The organism is Myxococcota bacterium, from assembly GCA_035498015.1.
Taxonomy (GTDB): Bacteria; Myxococcota_A; UBA9160; order SZUA-336; family SZUA-336; genus VGRW01.
The window spans coordinates 18,958-35,747 of the sequence record DATKAO010000112.1 but is presented as its reverse complement, the minus strand read 5'-3'; the positions used below and the strand labels follow the sequence as shown (position 1 = coordinate 35,747).

Genomic DNA, 16,790 nt, shown 5'->3' with positions numbered 1-16,790 from the left:
CGATCTTCTCCGCGGTGGTGTCGGCCTTGCCCTCGACGATCGTGCCGGCGTGGCCGAAGCGCATGCCCGGCATGGCGTCCATGAAGCGGCCGGCCATGAACGCCACGATCGGCAGCCGCGACTTGTGTTCGGCGACCCAGCAAGCGAGGTCCGCTTCCATGCGGCCGCCCGGCTCGGAGTAGATGGCGATCGCGTCGGTCTCCGGGTCCTGCTCGAACGAGGGCATGAGCTCGGCGTAGCTCGAGCCGATGATCGCGTCGCCGCCGATCGAGACCGCGGTCGACTGACCCAGGCCCGCGGCCGAGAGCGTGTTGCAGATCTCGGTGGTCATGCCGCCCGAGCGCGACATCACGCCCACGCGGCCCTTGGTGAAGGCCTTGCGCGCGTCGACGGCGCGCCCGCCCAGGCCGCCGATCTTGGCCTCGCCCGGCGAGAGCACGCCCAGACAGTTCGGCCCGATGATGCGCGCGCCGCGCAGCTTGGCGAGCTCGACCATCTGCGCCACGTCGAAGCGCGGGATGTTCTCGGTCACGATCACGATCAGCCGGACGCCGTTCTCGATCGCCTCGAACGCGGCGTCGCGGGCGAACGCGGGCGGCACCGAGATCACCGAGGCGTCGACGCGCGTCTTTTTCGCGATCTCCTCCAGCGTGTCGTACACCGGCACGCCGTGCACCTCGCGGCCGCCGCGGCCGGGAGTGACTCCGCCGACGATCTTGGTGCCGTAGTCGAGACACTCGCGGGTCATCGAGACCGCCTCGCGGCCGGTGATGCCCTGGATCACGCAGGTGGTGTCCTTGGTGATGAGGATCGACACGGGTCAGCTCCCCTTCATCTTGGCGACGGCGCGGCCCGCGGCCTCGTACATCGACACTTTGCGGTCGCAGAACTCGACGCCGTACTTGCGCAGCAGCTTCTCGCCCTCCTGCTCCCACGAGCCGGGGATGCGGAACACCGCGATCTTCTCCGCCGGGTCGGCGCCCGACTCGATGACTCCCTTGATCACGCCGCGCGCCACCATGTCGACGCGCGTGTTCGAGACCACGTTCATCATCACCGCGACCTTGCGCACGCCCGGCTTGGCCAGGATGAGCTTGGTCAGGTTCGCGACTTTGCCGACGCTGGGATTTCCGCCGATCTCGCAGTAGTTCGCCGGGTCGCCGCCGTGCTTGCGCACCGCGTCGAACAGCGTGAGTGACCCGCCGCCGGCGCCGATGATCAGCCCGAGCGTGCCGTCGAACTCGGTCACGTTGCCGGCGACGCCGCGGTGGTCGGCGGCGTTGATCGCGGCGCCGTCGAGCTCGAAGCGCGTGGGGGCGCGCGCCATGCGCGTCTCGTCCTCGCCGATCCCGAGCTCCTTCAGGAGTGACTTGTGCTGGCCGCGCGCCTCGGCCTCCATGTCGACGTGCGCGTCGAGCGCCACGAACGAGCCGTCGGCGAGCTTGGCCAGCGGGTTGATCTCGGCCAGCGTGAGTCCGTACTGCGCGAAGATGCGCGCCAGCGGCGCCGCGAAACGGATCAGCGGGTTCAGGTCCGCCGGCGGCACGCGCAGCTGCGCGACCAGCTCCTTGGCGCGGAACTCCGAGAACGGCAGCAGCGTCGAGAAGTGCTTCTTCGCGATGTGGTCGGGGTGCTTCTCCGCGACCTCCTCGATGTCGATCCCGCCCATGTCGGACAGGATCATCACCGGCTGCTTGGCGATGCCGTCCCAGGTGACTCCCAGGTAGTACTCCTGGGCCACGGGCTCGCGGCCCTCGACCAGCACGCCGCGCGGCTGGTGACCGTTGATCTCGAGCGCGAGGATCTTCTCGGCCGCGGCCGACGCCTGCTCGGGAGTGTCTGCGAACAGCACGCCGCCCGCCTTCATGCGCCCGCCGGTCAGCACCTGACTCTTGAGCACCACCGGGCCGGCGATCGCCGCCGCGATCTCGCGCGCCTCGGCGCCGCTCCGGGCCATGCGCGAGCCCTTCGGCAGCGCGATGCCGTGGCGCGCCAGGAGCTGCTTGGACTCGTACTCGTAGAAGCGCACGGCTCCTCCTCGGGTCTGGTCGGGGAGCCCGTTTTACTCCACGGGCCCGAAAGGGGCAATTCGCAGGGGTCGATACACGGGAAGAGAGGAGACCAGGATGGTCGCCAAGATCCTTGGACTCGTGCTGCTCGTGCTCGCCGTGTGGGCCGGCGCGGAGATCCTGACCAAGGGCACCGACGGCGCGTTCGGCGGGCTCTTCGCCGGCTTCCGGACGCCCGCGCAACCGGCCGAGCCGATCCCGAAGAAGATCGGCGCCAAGGTCCAGAACGAGCTCAACGGCGCGATGGAACGCCGCATGGGCGACGAAGAGGACAACGATTAAGTCTGACTGACTTCGTTCGCCTGCGGCTCACTGCGCGCGACTGACCGGTGATCGCATGGGCACCCTACCCATGCTCCGGCGCTTGCGGGCCTCGCTCAGGGCGGCCTTCGCTCGGCCTCTTACAGGTTCCCCTTGTGCTGTCCGCCGTCGACGGGGATGCAGGCGCCGGTGACCCAGCTTGCGCGCGGTGAGGCGGCGAACACGATCGCGTTCGCGACTTCCTCGGCGCTGCCGAGCCGGTTCCAGGGGATCGAGGCCTGGATCGAGTCGTAGAAGGCGCGGTTCACGCGCTTGATCGTCTCCCAGACGCCGCCCGGGAACTCGATCGAGCCGGGGGCGATCACGTTCACGCGGATCTTCTTGGGCGCGAGCGCGATCGCGAGCGTCTTCGAGTGACTGATCAGGGCCGCCTTGGCCGCCGCATAGGCGGGCGGGCTGCCGGCCTCGAGCGCCGAGGTCGACGAGATGTGCAGAATGACGCCGCCGCCCTGCTCGGTCATCCACGGCACCACCTTCCAGCAGGCGCGCACGCTGGCCATGACGTCGACGTCGAACGAGGTCTTCCAGCCGTTCTCGTCGTCGCTCGTGCCGAAGCCCGAGGTGTTGTTGACCAGCACGTCGATGCGCCCGAGCGCGCCGCGCGCGGCTTCGAGAAACGCGTCGAGCTCGGCGGCGCGCGACACGTCCGCCGCGTGCGCGAACACCTTCACGCCCTTCGCGCGCAGCTCGCCCGCGGTCTTCTCGAGCGCTGGCGCGCCGCGCGCGCAGATCGCGACGTGCGCGCCCTCGTCGGCGAACTGCAGCGCCGCCGCGCGCCCGATGCCCTTGCTGCCACCCGTGACGACGATGCCCTTGCCGGCCAGCCCCAGATCCATGGCTACAACAATGCCTCCAATTCGGGCCAATCTACCGCACTCTGCGCCGCGAACGCGCGCAGCAGTAACTCGCGGCGCGGCGCGTTCTCGCCTTTGCGGAAGCCGGCGACCGCGGCCTCGAGCTTGGTCTTGTCGGGACAGACGGGCGGGCCGTCGCCCTTGAGCACGCCCTTCTCGTGCTCGAGCCCCAACGCGTCGAGCAGCTCGCCCAAGAGCTCGGCATGATACTCGAGGAAGTACTCCGCCAGCACCTCCTCCGCCACGGCGGCAAAGGCATTGCGCGACAGCGCCTGTCGCATCCACTCGGACTGGCGCTTGCGCGGCTGGCGGCGCAGGAACACGGGCCGCAGCCGGAAGGCGCTGGCGGCGGCGGAGAGCGCGATCTCCTCGACGCGCGGCGCATCGCGGTGGACCTCGTCCAGGAAGGCGAGCGCGGCGTCGGGAGTCATCTGCGAAAAGATTTCGTTGGAGCGCATCCGCGCATGATAGCCGAGCCATCAACCCACAGTTGCGCCCCGCCGATGTAGGAAGGCCAAGCGCTCAGACGGAGCGCGTTCATGAGGCAAGTGCAGATGGGACCGATCCGCAGCACCTACGAAGACGATCCCGACATGCTCGAGATCGTGCGTGAGTTCGCTGCGGAGCTGCCCGCGCGCGTGGCCAAGCTCGAGTCGCACCTGGCGGCCGGAGAGCTGCGCGACCTGCAGACACTCGCGCACCAGCTCAAGGGTGCGGGCGGCGGCTACGGCTTTCCGACCATCACCGAGCTCGCGGCGTCGCTCGAGTCCGCGCTGAAGCAGGGCGCCGACGACGCCGTGGTGAAGGACCGCGCCGCGGCGCTGTGCGCCACGCTGCGCGCGGTCGTGGTTCCGGGGGCGCCGTGAATCCGGAAGTCCCGAACCCGAATCGCGTGCTCGTGATCGACGACAGTGAGTCGATCCACAAGCTCGTCATCGCGCGCCTGCGGCCCGAGGGCCTCGAGGTGATCGGCGAGGTCGACGGCGAGCGCGGCATCGAGCGCGCGGTCGCGGACCAGCCCGACCTGATCCTGCTCGACATCGGGCTGCCGAACGTCGACGGCTTCGAGGTGTGCCGCCGGCTCAAGGAGCACCCCGCGACGCGCGGCATTCCCGTGATCTTCCTGACCGGCACCGCCGACACCGAGTCGAAGGTGCGCGGGCTGGACCTGGGCGCGGTCGACTACGTGACCAAGCCCTTCGACCAGGTCGAGCTGCGCGCGCGCGTGCGCGCCGCCCTGCGCGCCAAGCGCCTGCAGGACATCCTCGAGCAGCAGTCACACCTCGACGGGCTCACGGGCCTGTGGAACCGGCGCTATCTCGACCAGAGACTCGAGTCCGAGCTCAACGTCGCGCGCCGCTACGGGCGCCCGCTGTCGCTGGTGCTGGTCGACGTGGACCACTTCAAGCGCGTGAACGACGACTACGGGCACCTGTTCGGCGACATCGTGCTGCAGGGCATCGCCGAGGGCCTGCGCGCCTACGCGCGCCGCTCCGACATCGTGGCGCGCTACGGCGGCGAGGAGTTCGCGATCCTGCTCACCGACACGAACCTGCGCTCGGCGATGTACGTGTCGGAGCGCCTGCGCTCGTCGGCGGAGAGCCGCCACTTCGAGGCGCGCACCGAGGTCGTGAGCGTGACCGCGAGCTTCGGCGTCGCGTGCACCGAGGACCTGGCCGCGGAGCTGACTCCGGAAGCGCTGCTCAAGGCATCGGACCTGGCGCTCTACGCGTCGAAGGACGCCGGGCGCAACTGCGTGCACCTGTACCGCTCCGGCGAGCTCTTGCTCGCGACGGGCAATCCGCTCGCGCTCGGCAGCGACGGAGGCGAGGGCCACTAAGCTCGCGCGCGCGCGCTTCGTGTGCGAGCCTCTGCAGCGTGAGTGACGCATCCGGGCCGCGCAGCCGGGCCCTGCGCTTCGACGCTGCGACCGATCTGCGGACGCCGATCGTGATCCTCGCGTACGCCGGCTGGAACGACGGTGGCGAGGCCGCGACCACGGCGCTCGCACACCTGTTGCAGACCTTCAGCGCGAGTCCGCTGGCCTCGCTCGACACCGAGGAGTTCCTCGACTTCACCGTCGTGCGCCCGCACGTGCGCCCGCGCGAAGGAGGACGGCGCGAGATCCGCTGGCCCGATCACGAGTTCTTCGCGATCCGCAGCGAGACACACGAGTTCGACCTGGTGGTGGGGCTGGGCGTCGAGCCGCACCTGCGCTGGCGCGCGTTCTGCGCCGAGATCGCGGAGCTCGTGCGCCGCGTCGACGCGCGGCTCGTGATCCTGCTCGGCGCGTTTCTCGACGAAGTCATCTACTCACAGCCGATCCAGGTCGTGGGCTCGAGCACCGACGCCGAGCTCTCGCAGAAGCTCGGTCTCTCGGCGTCGCGCTACGAGGGCCCGACCGGCATCGTCGGCGTGCTGGGCGAGCTGCTCGCGCGCGAGGGCACGCCCACGCTCTCGCTCTGGGCGCGCCTGCCGCACTACGTGCAGGCATCGCCGAACTCGCGCGCCGCGCTCGCGCTCTTGCAGCGCGTCGAAGCGGCGACGGGCTTCCCGATCGACAAGGCCGCGCTCGAGACCGCCGCGGCGACCTTCGACCAGGAGGTCTCCGAGGCGATCGCCGCCGACCCGCAGCTCTCGGCCTACGTGCGCGAGCTCAAGCGCCGCGCATTCTCGCAGTAGGTCAGCTCGAGAGCCCCAGCTGCTCGTGGATGCGCCGCGTCGCCGGCGAGCGGTTCAGCGTGTAGAAGTGCAGGCCAGGCGCGCCGCGCGCGAGTAACTCGCGGCACTGCTCGGTCGCCCACTCGATGCCGACTGCCTGCGTGCGCTCGTCGTCGTCGCCGGCGCGCTCGAGCGCGCGGTCGAGCTCGGGGGGAAGGCGCGCGCCGCACAGCGCGGTCATGCGCCGGATCGACGCGCTGCTCACGATCGGCATGATGCCGGGCACGATCGGGGCGGTGATTCCCGCGGCGCGCGCGCGCGCCACGAACGCGAAGTAGTCGGCGTTGTCGAAGAACAGCTGCGTGATCAGGAAGTCGACGCCGGCAGCGACCTTCTGTACCAGCATCGCCAGGTCGCTCTCCGCGCTCGGTGCGCGCGGATGCGTCTCGGGGTAGCAGGCGGCGCCCACGCAGAAGTCGAAGCCGCCGCGGATCAGCGCCACGAGCTCGTTCGCGTAGCACAGCGCGCCGGGCGGCGGCGCGTAGTGCTCCGGCGGATCGCCGCCCAGCGCGAGCACGTTCTCGATGCCGAGCGCTCGCAGCTGGCCGAGCGTGGCCGTGAGCTCGTCGGCGCTCGAGCCCACGCACGTCAGGTGCGACATGGCCGTGATTCCGATCTCGTCCTGGATGCGCGCCGTGAGCTCGACGGTCTTGCGCCGCGTGGAGCCGGCGGCGCCCCAGGTGACTGACACGTACGCCGGCGACAGCTCCTTCAGCTCGGCGATGGCACGGAACAGCGACTCGAAGCCCGCCTCGGTCTTGGGCGGGAAGAACTCGAACGAGACGATCGCCCGGCCTCGCCCGAATCGGTCGCGGATCCGCATGACTTCCTCGCCTGCTGCGCCCGGGAGTGCCTCAAGGCCGCTCGGGCAAGCTCCGATTCTACCGGCGTGAACGCTTCTGCGCGCGCGCGCCGCCGAGTCCTGACTTCCCGGATCCCGATCCGCTTCATGGCCGAGGGCGCCGAGGGCGTCGGTCACCTGAAGAACGTGTCCCGAGCCGGCCTGCTGGTGCGCTCGAGCGACCTGCCGCGCCCCGAGTGCCCGATCTCACTCGCCTTCGAGAACCCGGAGTCGGGCGAGTCGATCAACCTGCGCGGCGAGGTGCGCTGGACCACGTCCGACCCCGCGCCCTCGTTCGGCGTGCAGCTCCACGAGCCGCCCCGCGAGTTCGTCGACTTCTTCCGCTGGGCCGTCGAGCAGCTGGAAAAGCCAGACCCCGACTGATTGACTTCGTTCGCCTGCGGCTCACTGCGCGGTCCTTCGGACCTTGCGCGCGAGGCTCAGGGCGGCCTTCGCCTCGCCCCTGATTGACTTCGCTCGCCGCAGGCGAGCGTAGCCCATGAAACACAAGAGCCCGGAGCCGTTTCCGACTCCGGGCTCTCTCTCAGCAGAGAGTGTGTGACTTGCTCAGAACTCCTGTCGCCAGAAGACTGGCTTCACCGGGTCGACGGTCGGCAGACCGCCCAGGTGCTGGACCTCACCCATCGAGGTCTGCGCCGTCGAGTTCATCACCACGGTGCCGTCGGAGCCCTTCGAGACCGTGATTCGCGGGTTGGTCGGCGCGCCGTTGCCCAGCGGCTGACTGCGCACCGTCGTCACGCTTCCACCCGAGCCGCTCGAGCCGTTGGTGCCGGTGAGCACGCCCACGCCATTGGCCAGCGTCCAGGCGTACTCGAGCGTGTCACCACCGAGCGCGCAGCTCCCGTCCGCACCGGCGCCCGCGGCATCCGGCAGGTACGAGAGGGTCAGCACGACGCCCTCGAAGATGATCATGTCGGTCATGAACTTCTCACCGTTCGGGATCCGGAAGAAGTAGCCCTTGTCGTCCGGGTTGTCGTCGCGATCCGTGTAAGTGATGTCAGTGAGTCCGTCGTGCGGGCTCGACGCGGTCTCGTAGATGGGCAGGTTCGACGGGAACGCACCCGCGCCGGTCGGCGTCGTGTCCTGGACCACCCAGAACCGGTTGTTGTCGTCGTACTGGCCCGTGATCGCGTTCGGGTCGCTCGCGGCCACACCGGCATAGCCGAGATCGGCGCGCTCGCCGCTCGCAAACGTCAGCGTCAGCACGTCCTGACCCTTCACCTTCATGATCGCAGCACCCGCACCTGTGAAGATGCTGTGGTAGTGCTTCACGCCCGCGGCGACCGTCGCCACGGGAGCCTGGAACAGGATGCCCGCGGGCCACACGGTCGTGGGCACCACGCCGCCGGTCAGCACGCCGACCGCGGAGATGTCCCACTTCCACAGCTGGCCGCCGAGGTCGCCTTCGTAGATCACGTCGGCGAATCCATCCTCGTCGAGGTCGAGCACCGAGGGCTCTGCCGCCATCGCGTACTTCATGTTGGACAGCGTGCCCGTGGCCGTGGGCTTGAGCTGCGCCAGGACCGAGCCGTCCTTCAGGCGCACGATGAAGATGCCCTTGCCCGCCGCATAGCTCGGCGAGTTCGGGTCACTCACGTAGACGCCCATGTTCGGGTTGCCTTCGTTGGTGTAGCCCGCGGCGAAGATCGCCACCCACTGCTCGATGCAGTCGTAGCCGACGCCGCAGTGGTCGCCCGTGCCGGCCGCCGCCTTCACGCGCACGCGCGTGACGATCGGGCGCGACCAGGTCTGGCCGAGGCTCGCGTTCGTGAACTCCCACATGAGCCGCGGGTACGGACCGTGGTTGCCACTCGACGCGTTCGGGTCAGTGACGTCGAGGGCCAGGATGCCCGCGCCGCCTTCGCGCATCGGAGTGAGTAGCACGGTCGTCCAGTCGGTCGGGTCCTTCACGTTGTCGCTGTTGTAGTCGATCCACGCGTCGGCCGCGGTCGGCTCGCCGTCGACGAAGTACTGCTTCGCGATGTTGTCGCGCGGCAGGAGCTTCAGCTTGGGCAGGAGGAACCCCGGCACGTAGCCGAAGACCTCGTGACCGGTGCCCGGCGTGTAGTACTCGTCGCCCACGACGCTGGCGCTGGGGTCGACGAAGGTGCCTGCGCGGAAGCCGTGCAGGAAGCCGTCGTTCGCACCGACGTAGAGCACGCGTTCGCGGTGGGCGAACTTGCCCATGAAGCTGTTCGGGTCAGTCACTGGCCCGAAGCCGGTCTCGAAGCGCATGGTGCCGGGCGGCGGGCCCACCACGACCGGGCTCGAGTGGAACACGTCGCCGAACACGAACGGCCGCACCGCGTTGGGATCGTTGCCGTCCTCGCGGAAGGCGTCCTTGCCGGTCACCCAGTTCACGATCGAGCTGCCCAGGCGCTTGTAGGACACCGCGCCGTTCGGGTCGTTCGGATCGGTGATCGACGCGTCGGTGCGCGGCTGCGGGTAGCGGTCCTTGTCGGAGTCGACCAGGCCCAACATCACCGTGGTGAGGTTGGTCGCGCTGGCAGTCACCTGGTTCGGATCCACCAGGTTCGCGTCCGTGAACGGAATGCGCGTGGTGCCCTTGGTGGTGTAGAGCGTCCGGCTGTTGTAGTCCTGGATCATCGTGTTCGCGGCATCCCAGTGCGGGTGACGCGGCTCGAAGAACAGGTTCGTGACCGGGTCGATCGCCGGGTTGTTGTTGTCGTCGAGCACCTGCAGGTCGGCCGACAGCGTGTAGGCCTCCAGGTGACCCGGCCACACCGGCTTGTGTCCGCTGGGCACGAAGTAGGCCGTGTAGAAGCCGTTGCCGAACGCACTGCGCGTAGCGGGCACGGTGGCCGAAGTCAGCGTGGTGTTGCGCGCGATGATGTCGGTGATCGCACCGGTCAGCGAGTCCGCCAGGTCGTTGGCGTTGTTCGACTGGAAGTAGAGGCCGTGACCCTGGGTCGCGGCGTTCTGCAGGATCGTCGAGGCGACCGTGAAGCCGACCGTGTAGGTGATCACGTTCTGGTTGCCCGACAGGGTCGTGCGCAGGTCGGTCGCGTAGAGCTTCTTCGCGACGTCGTCGAGGTAGCTGCCGTCGCTGGTGTACGGCGACGGGAAGGTCTGCGCGAACGAGTCACCGCCGTTGGGCGCGGAGTGCGTGTAGTGGTCGTTGTTGTCGCTGGTCGGCAGACCGTCGGTGATCGCCACGATGAACAGCTTCTCGCACGAGCTCGTGACCGGGCTCTGCGGAGCCGAAGACGCGGCGACCGTCGCGCCGGTCAGGCTGCGGTTGTACTGGGGGTACTTGCCGAGCTTGTCGGCGCCCGCGAGATAGCGCGCGGTGTCGACCAGCGTCTCGGACAGCGGCGTGCCGCCGCTCGCCGGCAAGGAGGCCAGCGTGGACAGCAGCGTCGCCTTGTTGTTCAGGTCGGGCACCACGACGGTGTAGCCGCCGTTCGAGCCCGAGTCGTAGCGCGAGAGACCGAACTTCACGCGGTCGGGCTGGCCGTCGATGTTGACGTTGTTCACGAGCTGGGTGATCGCGTCCTTGCCGGCGCCGTTGCGGTCCTCGGCGATGAACGGCACAGGCGTGTGACCCAGGTAGATCTGCTGCACGATCCACCACAGGTAGTTGGGCGGATAGTCGGTCGTGCTGGTAAACGACACGTCGGGCGCAGTGATCACGGTGTAAGGCTGGCTCACCGTCGTGGTGCTGGTCTTCTTGCGCGCGCGCGTGGTGGTCGAGCAGGTCCAGCCCGCGGGCACGTTGGTGCAGCCCAGCGGCATGTTCCAGCACTTGATCGTGGCCGAGCCGCCCTGCGGGTTGCTGTCGTCCTGGTCGTCATTGGGAATGTTGGTGCCGTTGTTGTTGCAGCCCGCGGCGGTGGGGTTCGTCTGCGGGACGCACACCGACTTGTTCGCGTTCACGTCCGCGGTGGCCGCGAAGATCTGGCAGGTCGGGCGGAAGTCCTCCGCCGACCCCGTGTAGAGCTTCGTCGCGTAGGTCGTGGTGCAGCCCGAGGTCGTGCCGCAGTAGTACGTGCTCGAGCTGGCCAGGAACGACGCCGGGAAGTTCGTGACGTCGTTCGCCTTGTTCCACCAGGTGATGGTGGTCGGATAGTTGGCGCCGCGCGCAGTGAGATACGCGTCGGGCAGGATGATGTTCTTCATCGAGCCCGAGGTATCGAACTGCAGCATGACGATCGGCGGGACGGTGCGCGACAGGATGTCGAGGTCACCGGCCTGCGCGCGGACCTCGCGCGCGAGCGCGAGCGCTGCGAAGAGCGACAGGATGCGGACGAGACGCTTCGAGGCCATTAGTAACCCCCACCCTCCGAGACGCTGTACTGGATCTGGATGTGACCGATGCTGTTGGCGGCGTCGCGCGTGGTGACGTCCGCCGGGTAAGCCATGGCTTTGCCGTTGGTCGAGTTGTGACCGCCGATGCGAAGGTCGTTGCCCTTGCGGGTCTTCGGCGTCGCTCCGGCCGCAGGCTCGACCTTGGCCGGCGTCGCCGGCAGACCGCCGTTCTCGGGCTTGCCGGTGCTCACCTCGATCGGGTTGCCGTAGGCGTCGGTCACCATCGCCGGGTCGTAGAACTGGAGCCTGGTGGCGTCGACGCTGGTGAACCCGGACAGGTACAGGTCGAACAGACCGACCTTGATCTTCGCGAGGCCGGACTCGGCGGCGTACAGCGACGCGTCCTTGCGCCGCGAGCCGCCACTGCCGATGGCCTCGTCGCCGGCGCGCTGTAGCGCCGAGAGCGCGAGCGCGCTCATGAGCAGCAGCACGATCACCGAGATCAAGAGCGCCATGCCGCTCTCGTCGCGCAGCGCGCGAGTCAGTCTCTGGTTCTTTGTGTGAGTCATGATTGGGTCAGGTCCATTCCGATGTTGATGTTGCGAGGCAGGATGCTCGCGCTGAAGCTGCGGCGGCGGAACGTGTCCGGAGTCGGGTCGCCGTCGCGGTTGGCCAGCTTCGGGCGCGAGCCCTGCAGGTGGCCCGAAGCGGCGTTGATCTGCTCTTCCCGCACGGTGCGCGCCGTGAGACTCACGCGCACCCGGCGGATCGCGTCGTTGTTGGCCACGGTCGGCCCCGCGGGCGGGTCGGGGTTGTTGAGGTCGTTGACGGGAAACTCGCTGTCCCCTTCGTCGACCCCGACGCCCGCAGTCACCGCGCGCACGGCGCCGTCGCTGACGCCCGGGTTGTCGAGCCAGAACTCGACCTGGAAGTCCTCGACCTGCGAAGCCAGGAGCAGCGTGTTGCGCCGCAGCTCCATGGTCTTCTCGTTGAGCTCGTAGATGTTCGCGGGCACGACGACCATATCGGTCACGTCGGCGCCGAGATAGTTGAAGGCGTTCTCGCCGGCCGGCACGTCGAACGTGAGGTCCCACTTGCCGGGGCCCGGGATGTTGATGCTCAGGATGCGCGCGCAGTACGACTTGGTGTGCGAGGCGACGATCACGCCCTGGCCCGCGACCAGGTCGGGGTTGCCGTCGCCGTCGACGTCGAGCAAGGGGATCTCGACCACGCCCAGCGCGCTGACCGCCGACACCGGCAGGCCGTCGTACACGTCGATCTGCCCCTCGAGCCCGGGCGCCGGCTGGTTCATGGGCGGCACGAAGCCGTTCGAGGACAGACACAGCCGGTCCGCGTGGTCCTTGCCGCCGTCGATGCTCGCCACCGCGGCGCGCGGCGGCACCATGAAGCCGGCCATGCGCGCGTCGAACGAGATCATGTCGAGAGTGAGTCGCGCAGACTCCTGCACGTCGAGCGCGCGGTCGTTGCTGGTGAACACGCGCTTCTGGTTGGCGAAGACCGTGAAGAGCTGAGCGGTGACCACGCCGAGGATGACCACCACGACCATCATCTCGATCAGCGTGAAGCCCGCGGCGGAGAGAGTGCGCTTGCCCATGATCAAGGAATCCTCTTGGTGGCCGTGAGCTGGACCACGTTCGTGGCGCTGGTCGCCGCGTTCAGCCAGGTCACCTGCACGACCACGCGCGCCATGCCGGCCTCGGGGTCGCCCGGAGTCACCGTGATCTGGCGGTTGAAGCGCGTGCCGTCTTCCTGGTCGTTGCCGACCTGGATCGGGTTCTTCGCGTCGGGCGTGGTGGCGTTGGTGGAGAGGAACAGGTCGCCGGGCTGCTGCCGGGCGTCGAGGTCGTCCATCGCCTCGCGCGCCAGGAACATCGCCTGCTGCATGTTCTTGCTGCGCGCAGTCATGCGGATCGCCGTGAGCTGCGCGACCGCGATCGACATCAGGCCGATGCCCAGGATCGCCATCGCGATCATGACCTCGATCAGCGTGTAACCCGACTCGTCGCGCGATAGCTTGCGAGTGACCGTGTGCTTCATGGCGGTCACTTCCAGCTCTGCGAGGCGTCGTCCCACGCCATGGTGTGCACCGCGCCCAGCGGCTCGACCAGCACGGCGAGCAGCATCTGGTCGTTGTCGGTCACGTACACGCCACCGGCGCCCGCGCCCCAGTCGTCGGGCGCGGAGAGAGTCACCGGGGTGCCGCGCGACGAGAACACCACCATCGGCACGCCGAAGTCGGGGTCCTTGGGCAGCGTCATGCCGTCGTCGAGCGAGCCCATCACGCCGTCGGTGATCTGCTTCGACTGGTCGTCCGGCGGGATCGGCGCGGTCTTCAGCGCGTTCTGGCCGTGCCGGCCGTAGAGGCTGATCTCGGCACTCTGGCTGCCGCTGGGCCCGAAGATCGGGCGGATGCCGTCGCCGAAGCTGATCTTGCCGTCGCCGTCGGTGTCGGTCACGATCGTCGCGATCTGACCGACCTCGAACGGCAGCGTGCCGTTGGTCGGCTCCGAGAACACGACGAACGTGGTGCGTCCGTCCGTGACCGCCTGCGAGCGCGCCTGGTTCAGCACGTTGGCGATCGAAGCTGCGTACTTGCGAGTCTCTTCGTGCCGCGAGTAGCCGCGCAGCGACGCCAGACCCAGCACGGTCATGATGCCGATGATCGCGACCACGGTCATGATCTCGATCAGCGAGAAACCCGCGTGGGTACGAAAAGTCTGCATGGTGCTCCGCCTCCGGGCGGGGGAAGGAGCAACGGGCATGCCCCGGCGCGGGGCCCGCAGCGCGCGCCGCAGCGCGCACTCTTTGCCGACCCCGCAAACGTTGCGCGCCTGCTTGCAGAGCGGGCGCGGTTCCGTCACAACTGGTCCCTCTCTCAGTTAAGGAGCGACCCGCGTGCCGAACCCCCTGGGCATCGACCGGACCCGAAAGACTCTCGCGGAGCTGCAGGCGCCGCTCGGGCGCGCAATTGCCGCCGCACGCACGCGCGACATCGACGAGCAACAGGTCGCCGTTGCTCGGCTCGCCGACGTCGCGACCCGGCTGCGCGCCGCCCAGGACCTGGCGGCCTGGGCCGAGTCCGCGGGCGGGATCTACCGCGAGCAGGCCGCGGTGTTCGCCGGCCAGGTGGTCTCGGACGTGTCGCGGCTGGTGCGCGACCACGGCCCCGAGCACGGACTCACCGCCGCCGACCTGCCCAGCGAGGAGAGCCAGGCGTTCGCGCGCGAAGCGCTGTCCGAGGAGCGCGTGCGCGCGATCGGGCGCGCGGTGGCCGCGCAGCGCGGACGGAACGACTGCCCGCTCGACGAGACCCTCGTGCTCACGCGCGACGCCGCGCGCTCGTTCGCCGAGTCCGAGGTGGCACCGCAGGCCGAGCGCATCCACCGCCACGACGAGCTCGTGCCGGAGTCGTTCATCAAGAACATGTCGGAGCTGGGTTACTTCGGTCTCTCGATCCCCGAGAAGTACGGCGGCGTCGAGATGGGCAACGTGGCCATGGTGATCACCACCGAGGAGCTGTCGCGCGCCTCGCTCGCGGCGGCCGGCTCGCTGATCACGCGGCCCGAGATCCTGGCCAAGGCGCTGCTCGCGGGCGGCACCGAGGCGCAGAAGGCGCACTGGCTGCCCAAGATCGCGGCGGGGGAGCTGATGGTCGGCATCTCGGTGACCGAGCCCGACGTGGGCAGCGACGTCGCTTCGGTGAAGTGCCGCGCCGAACGCGCGACACAGAACGGTGTCGCTGGCTGGGAGATCAACGGGCCCAAGGCCTGGTGCACCTTCGCCGGCCGCGCCGACGTGCTGGCCGTGCTGTGCCGCACCGACCCCGACATGTCGAAGGGCAACCGCGGACTCACGCTGTTCATCGTGCCCAAGCCGCGCGCGCTCGGGCACGAGTTCGACTTCTCGCAGCCCGGCGGCGGGCGCCTGGTCGGCAAGGCCGACGCCACCCCCGGCTACCGCGGCATGCACTCGTTCACGCTCTCGTTCGAGCGCTGGTTCGTGCCCGCCGACCACGCCGTGGGCGGTGAGTCGGGCATCGGCAAGGGCTTCGTCCTGCAGATGGGCGGCTTCGCCGCGGGCCGGCTCCAGACCGGCGGCCGCGCCTGCGGTCTGGCGCAGGCAGCGCTCGAGAAGACGGCCGAATACGTGGTCGACCGGGTCCAGTTCGGCAAGCCGCTGATCGACTTCCAGCTGACGGAGTACAAGCTGGGCTGGATGGCCACGCAGGTCGCCGCGGCGCGCGCCATCACCTACGCCGCCGCCGCCGCCATGGACGAGGACGAACGGCGCGCGGCGCCCTACGCGTCGCAGGCCAAGCTGCTCGCCTGCGACGTCGCGGTCGCGGTGAGTCAGGAGGGGCAGCTCCTGCACGGCGGCTGGGGCTACGCCGAGGAGTACGCGATCAGCCGCTACGTGGTCGACGCCCAGGTGCTGCCGATCTTCGAGGGCGTGAAGGCGACGCTCCTCTTGAAGGTGATCGGGCGGGCGCTGGTCGCCTAGCGCGCGGGCGCGGCGGGCAAGCTCTCGAAGGGAGTCACCCGCACCACGATCAGCGAGTCACTCGTGCCGGCCTCGGCGCGCGCGCCGGCCGGGAAGCCCGCGCCGCGCTCGGCCGCCTCTTCGGCGACGCCCGCGAGCGCGAGCGACTCGCCGGGCCGGACCCGCAGCGCCGTGGCGGCGCCCAGCTCGCGGATCGTGCCGCGCCGGCCCTGCTCCGCCATGATCGGCGTGATCTCGAGCTCGATCTCGCCGGTCCCCAGCGTGCGCGGCCGCACGCGGAAGCCGCTCTGCACCGGCACCAGCGCCACCTCGCCGCCGAAGTGCAGCGGCACCTCGGTCCCGGTCCAGACGTCGGCCGTGCGGCCCTCGAGCACCACCACGCTGGCCGCGACCGAGTGCGTGCGCGCGCCCGCGCCGGCGCCGGCCGACACGCGCGCCACCCGGAACGTGCCGCGGTCGCTCCAGCCGCCGATGCGCGCCGCGGCGCCCTCGAGCGAGTCGCGGCTGCGGGTCTCGGACTCGATCCGGTACTGCGCCAGCGGCCGGTCCAACGTCTCGAGCGCCGAAAGCGCCTGCTGGATCGCCGCCGGATCGCCTTCCAGCACCAGGCTGCCTCCGTGGGCGTCCGCCACGGCGCTGCCGTCCGGCCCGAGCATGGGCGCGACCAGGGGGGCCAGCTCCTCGGCCGTGCGCGAGCGCGGCTCGTAGATGCGGAAGCCGGCCTGCGCGAGGGCGTTCCCCGCGACCAGCACACACAGGACCGCGGCGATGACTCCGGCCCTCATGGCCGCTCGGATCGGCGCCGCGGCCGCGCCGACTTGACTCCTTCGGACGCCCCCTTACGATGCGGCCCCGCCGACCCATCACAAGGAGACCCCCATGGCAGCCAAAGTCCGCCCGCTCCACAACCGGCTGATCGTCCAGCGCATCGACGAGGAGTCGAAGACCGCTGGCGGGATCATCATTCCCGACACCGCCAAAGAGAAGCCGACCGAGGGCAAGGTGATCGCCGCCGGCCCCGGCAAGCGGGACGACAAGGGCAACCTGATCGCCATGGACGTCAAGAAGGGCGACCGCGTGCTCTTCTCGAAGTACTCCGGCAACGAAGTCACGCTCGACGGCGAGGACACCCTGATCATCTCCGAGGACGACGTCCTCGCGATCCTGGAGTAG

18 protein-coding genes are annotated in these 16,790 nt (G+C 69.4%); 7 read left to right on the top strand and 11 right to left on the bottom strand.

Annotated features, from left to right (window positions below):
• Together VMR86_10430 and VMR86_10425 are read right to left on the bottom strand one after the other, a co-directional pair.
• Positions 1-817, bottom strand: an 817-nt coding sequence (locus tag VMR86_10430) for a CoA-binding protein (GenBank protein HTO07457.1), incomplete at its 3' end; no start/stop codon positions are given.
• A 3-nt stretch (positions 818-820) separates the two neighbouring features.
• Positions 821-2,029, bottom strand: a complete 1,209-nt coding sequence (locus VMR86_10425) for an ATP-grasp domain-containing protein (protein HTO07456.1) — start codon at positions 2,027-2,029, stop codon at positions 821-823.
• A 97-nt stretch (positions 2,030-2,126) separates the two neighbouring features.
• On the opposite strand from VMR86_10425, the gene VMR86_10420 reads away from it, so the two are divergent.
• Positions 2,127-2,351, top strand: a complete 225-nt coding sequence (locus tag VMR86_10420) for a hypothetical protein (GenBank protein ID HTO07455.1) — start codon at positions 2,127-2,129, stop codon at positions 2,349-2,351.
• A gap of 119 nt (positions 2,352-2,470) precedes the next feature.
• Here VMR86_10420 and VMR86_10415 read toward each other — a convergent pair whose 3' ends face one another.
• Together VMR86_10415 and VMR86_10410 are read right to left on the bottom strand one after the other, a co-directional pair.
• Positions 2,471-3,226: an SDR family oxidoreductase gene (locus VMR86_10415; protein HTO07454.1), complete on the bottom strand. Its 756-nt coding sequence runs from the start codon at positions 3,224-3,226 to the stop codon at positions 2,471-2,473.
• Between the two features lie 2 nt (positions 3,227-3,228).
• On the bottom strand, positions 3,229-3,702 hold the full coding sequence (locus VMR86_10410) for a hypothetical protein (protein HTO07453.1): 474 nt from the start codon (positions 3,700-3,702) through the stop codon (positions 3,229-3,231).
• Between the two features lie 81 nt (positions 3,703-3,783).
• Between VMR86_10410 and VMR86_10405 the strand changes: the two genes are divergently transcribed.
• Genes VMR86_10405 through VMR86_10395 form a run of 3 tightly spaced genes read left to right on the top strand, consistent with a single transcriptional unit; the run spans position 3,784 to position 5,926 of the window.
• The gene (locus VMR86_10405) at positions 3,784-4,110 is read left to right on the top strand and encodes an Hpt domain-containing protein (protein ID HTO07452.1); all 327 of its coding nucleotides are present in this window, start codon (positions 3,784-3,786) and stop codon (positions 4,108-4,110) included.
• A complete protein-coding gene (locus VMR86_10400; GenBank protein ID HTO07451.1) occupies positions 4,107-5,084 on the top strand; it encodes a diguanylate cyclase in 978 nt (325 codons plus the stop codon). The genes VMR86_10405 and VMR86_10400 overlap by 4 nt, the downstream gene beginning before the upstream one ends.
• Positions 5,085-5,122: 38 nt before the next feature.
• A complete protein-coding gene (locus VMR86_10395) occupies positions 5,123-5,926 on the top strand; it encodes a PAC2 family protein (GenBank protein HTO07450.1) in 804 nt (267 codons plus the stop codon).
• Between the two features lies 1 nt (position 5,927).
• Here VMR86_10395 and metF read toward each other — a convergent pair whose 3' ends face one another.
• Positions 5,928-6,788, bottom strand: coding sequence for a methylenetetrahydrofolate reductase [NAD(P)H] (gene metF / locus VMR86_10390; protein HTO07449.1), 861 nt, complete (start codon positions 6,786-6,788; stop codon positions 5,928-5,930).
• 66 nt (positions 6,789-6,854) lie between these two features.
• On the opposite strand from metF, the gene VMR86_10385 reads away from it, so the two are divergent.
• Positions 6,855-7,190 carry a PilZ domain-containing protein gene (locus tag VMR86_10385; protein ID HTO07448.1) on the top strand — a complete coding sequence of 112 codons (336 nt, stop codon included), beginning with the start codon at positions 6,855-6,857 and terminating at the stop codon, positions 7,188-7,190.
• Between the two features lie 183 nt (positions 7,191-7,373).
• Here the strand turns inward: VMR86_10385 and VMR86_10380 are convergent, their stop codons facing one another.
• Genes VMR86_10380 through VMR86_10360 form a run of 5 tightly spaced genes read right to left on the bottom strand, consistent with a single transcriptional unit; the run spans position 7,374 to position 13,840 of the window.
• Positions 7,374-11,114, bottom strand: a complete 3,741-nt coding sequence (locus tag VMR86_10380) for a PilC/PilY family type IV pilus protein (protein HTO07447.1) — start codon at positions 11,112-11,114, stop codon at positions 7,374-7,376.
• Positions 11,114-11,665, bottom strand: a complete 552-nt coding sequence (locus VMR86_10375; GenBank protein HTO07446.1) for a PilX N-terminal domain-containing pilus assembly protein — start codon at positions 11,663-11,665, stop codon at positions 11,114-11,116. The genes VMR86_10380 and VMR86_10375 overlap by 1 nt, the downstream gene beginning before the upstream one ends.
• Positions 11,662-12,711 carry a prepilin-type N-terminal cleavage/methylation domain-containing protein gene (locus VMR86_10370; protein HTO07445.1) on the bottom strand — a complete coding sequence of 350 codons (1,050 nt, stop codon included), beginning with the start codon at positions 12,709-12,711 and terminating at the stop codon, positions 11,662-11,664. The genes VMR86_10375 and VMR86_10370 overlap by 4 nt, the downstream gene beginning before the upstream one ends.
• Positions 12,712-12,713: 2 nt before the next feature.
• Entirely contained in the window at positions 12,714-13,154 is a 441-nt protein-coding gene (locus VMR86_10365; GenBank protein HTO07444.1) for a prepilin-type N-terminal cleavage/methylation domain-containing protein, read from the bottom strand.
• 5 nt (positions 13,155-13,159) lie between these two features.
• Entirely contained in the window at positions 13,160-13,840 is a 681-nt protein-coding gene (locus tag VMR86_10360; GenBank protein ID HTO07443.1) for a prepilin-type N-terminal cleavage/methylation domain-containing protein, read from the bottom strand.
• A 172-nt stretch (positions 13,841-14,012) separates the two neighbouring features.
• Between VMR86_10360 and VMR86_10355 the strand changes: the two genes are divergently transcribed.
• The gene (locus tag VMR86_10355) at positions 14,013-15,617 is read left to right on the top strand and encodes an acyl-CoA dehydrogenase family protein (GenBank protein ID HTO07442.1); all 1,605 of its coding nucleotides are present in this window, start codon (positions 14,013-14,015) and stop codon (positions 15,615-15,617) included.
• On the opposite strand, the gene VMR86_10350 is transcribed toward VMR86_10355, so the two are convergent.
• The gene (locus tag VMR86_10350; protein ID HTO07441.1) at positions 15,614-16,402 is read right to left on the bottom strand and encodes a secretin N-terminal domain-containing protein; all 789 of its coding nucleotides are present in this window, start codon (positions 16,400-16,402) and stop codon (positions 15,614-15,616) included. The two genes, VMR86_10355 and VMR86_10350, sit on opposite strands and share 4 nt — an antisense overlap.
• A gap of 94 nt (positions 16,403-16,496) precedes the next feature.
• Between VMR86_10350 and groES the strand changes: the two genes are divergently transcribed.
• Complete coding sequence (groES, locus tag VMR86_10345) at positions 16,497-16,790, top strand: co-chaperone GroES (protein HTO07440.1); 294 nt, start codon at positions 16,497-16,499, stop codon at positions 16,788-16,790.

Coding starts and splice junctions, on each gene's coding strand:
- metF (HTO07449.1), bottom strand. CDS start 6,788: ATGCGGATCCGCGACCGATTCGGGCGAGGCCGGGCGATCGTCTCGTTC.
- VMR86_10350 (HTO07441.1), bottom strand. CDS start 16,402: ATGAGGGCCGGAGTCATCGCCGCGGTCCTGTGTGTGCTGGTCGCGGGG.
- VMR86_10370 (HTO07445.1), bottom strand. CDS start 12,711: ATGGGCAAGCGCACTCTCTCCGCCGCGGGCTTCACGCTGATCGAGATG.
- VMR86_10380 (HTO07447.1), bottom strand. CDS start 11,114: ATGGCCTCGAAGCGTCTCGTCCGCATCCTGTCGCTCTTCGCAGCGCTC.
- VMR86_10405 (HTO07452.1), top strand. CDS start 3,784: ATGAGGCAAGTGCAGATGGGACCGATCCGCAGCACCTACGAAGACGAT.
- VMR86_10375 (HTO07446.1), bottom strand. CDS start 11,665: ATGACTCACACAAAGAACCAGAGACTGACTCGCGCGCTGCGCGACGAG.
- groES (HTO07440.1), top strand. CDS start 16,497: ATGGCAGCCAAAGTCCGCCCGCTCCACAACCGGCTGATCGTCCAGCGC.
- VMR86_10360 (HTO07443.1), bottom strand. CDS start 13,840: ATGCAGACTTTTCGTACCCACGCGGGTTTCTCGCTGATCGAGATCATG.
- VMR86_10410 (HTO07453.1), bottom strand. CDS start 3,702: ATGCGCTCCAACGAAATCTTTTCGCAGATGACTCCCGACGCCGCGCTC.
- VMR86_10415 (HTO07454.1), bottom strand. CDS start 3,226: ATGGATCTGGGGCTGGCCGGCAAGGGCATCGTCGTCACGGGTGGCAGC.
- VMR86_10365 (HTO07444.1), bottom strand. CDS start 13,154: ATGAAGCACACGGTCACTCGCAAGCTATCGCGCGACGAGTCGGGTTAC.
- VMR86_10420 (HTO07455.1), top strand. CDS start 2,127: ATGGTCGCCAAGATCCTTGGACTCGTGCTGCTCGTGCTCGCCGTGTGG.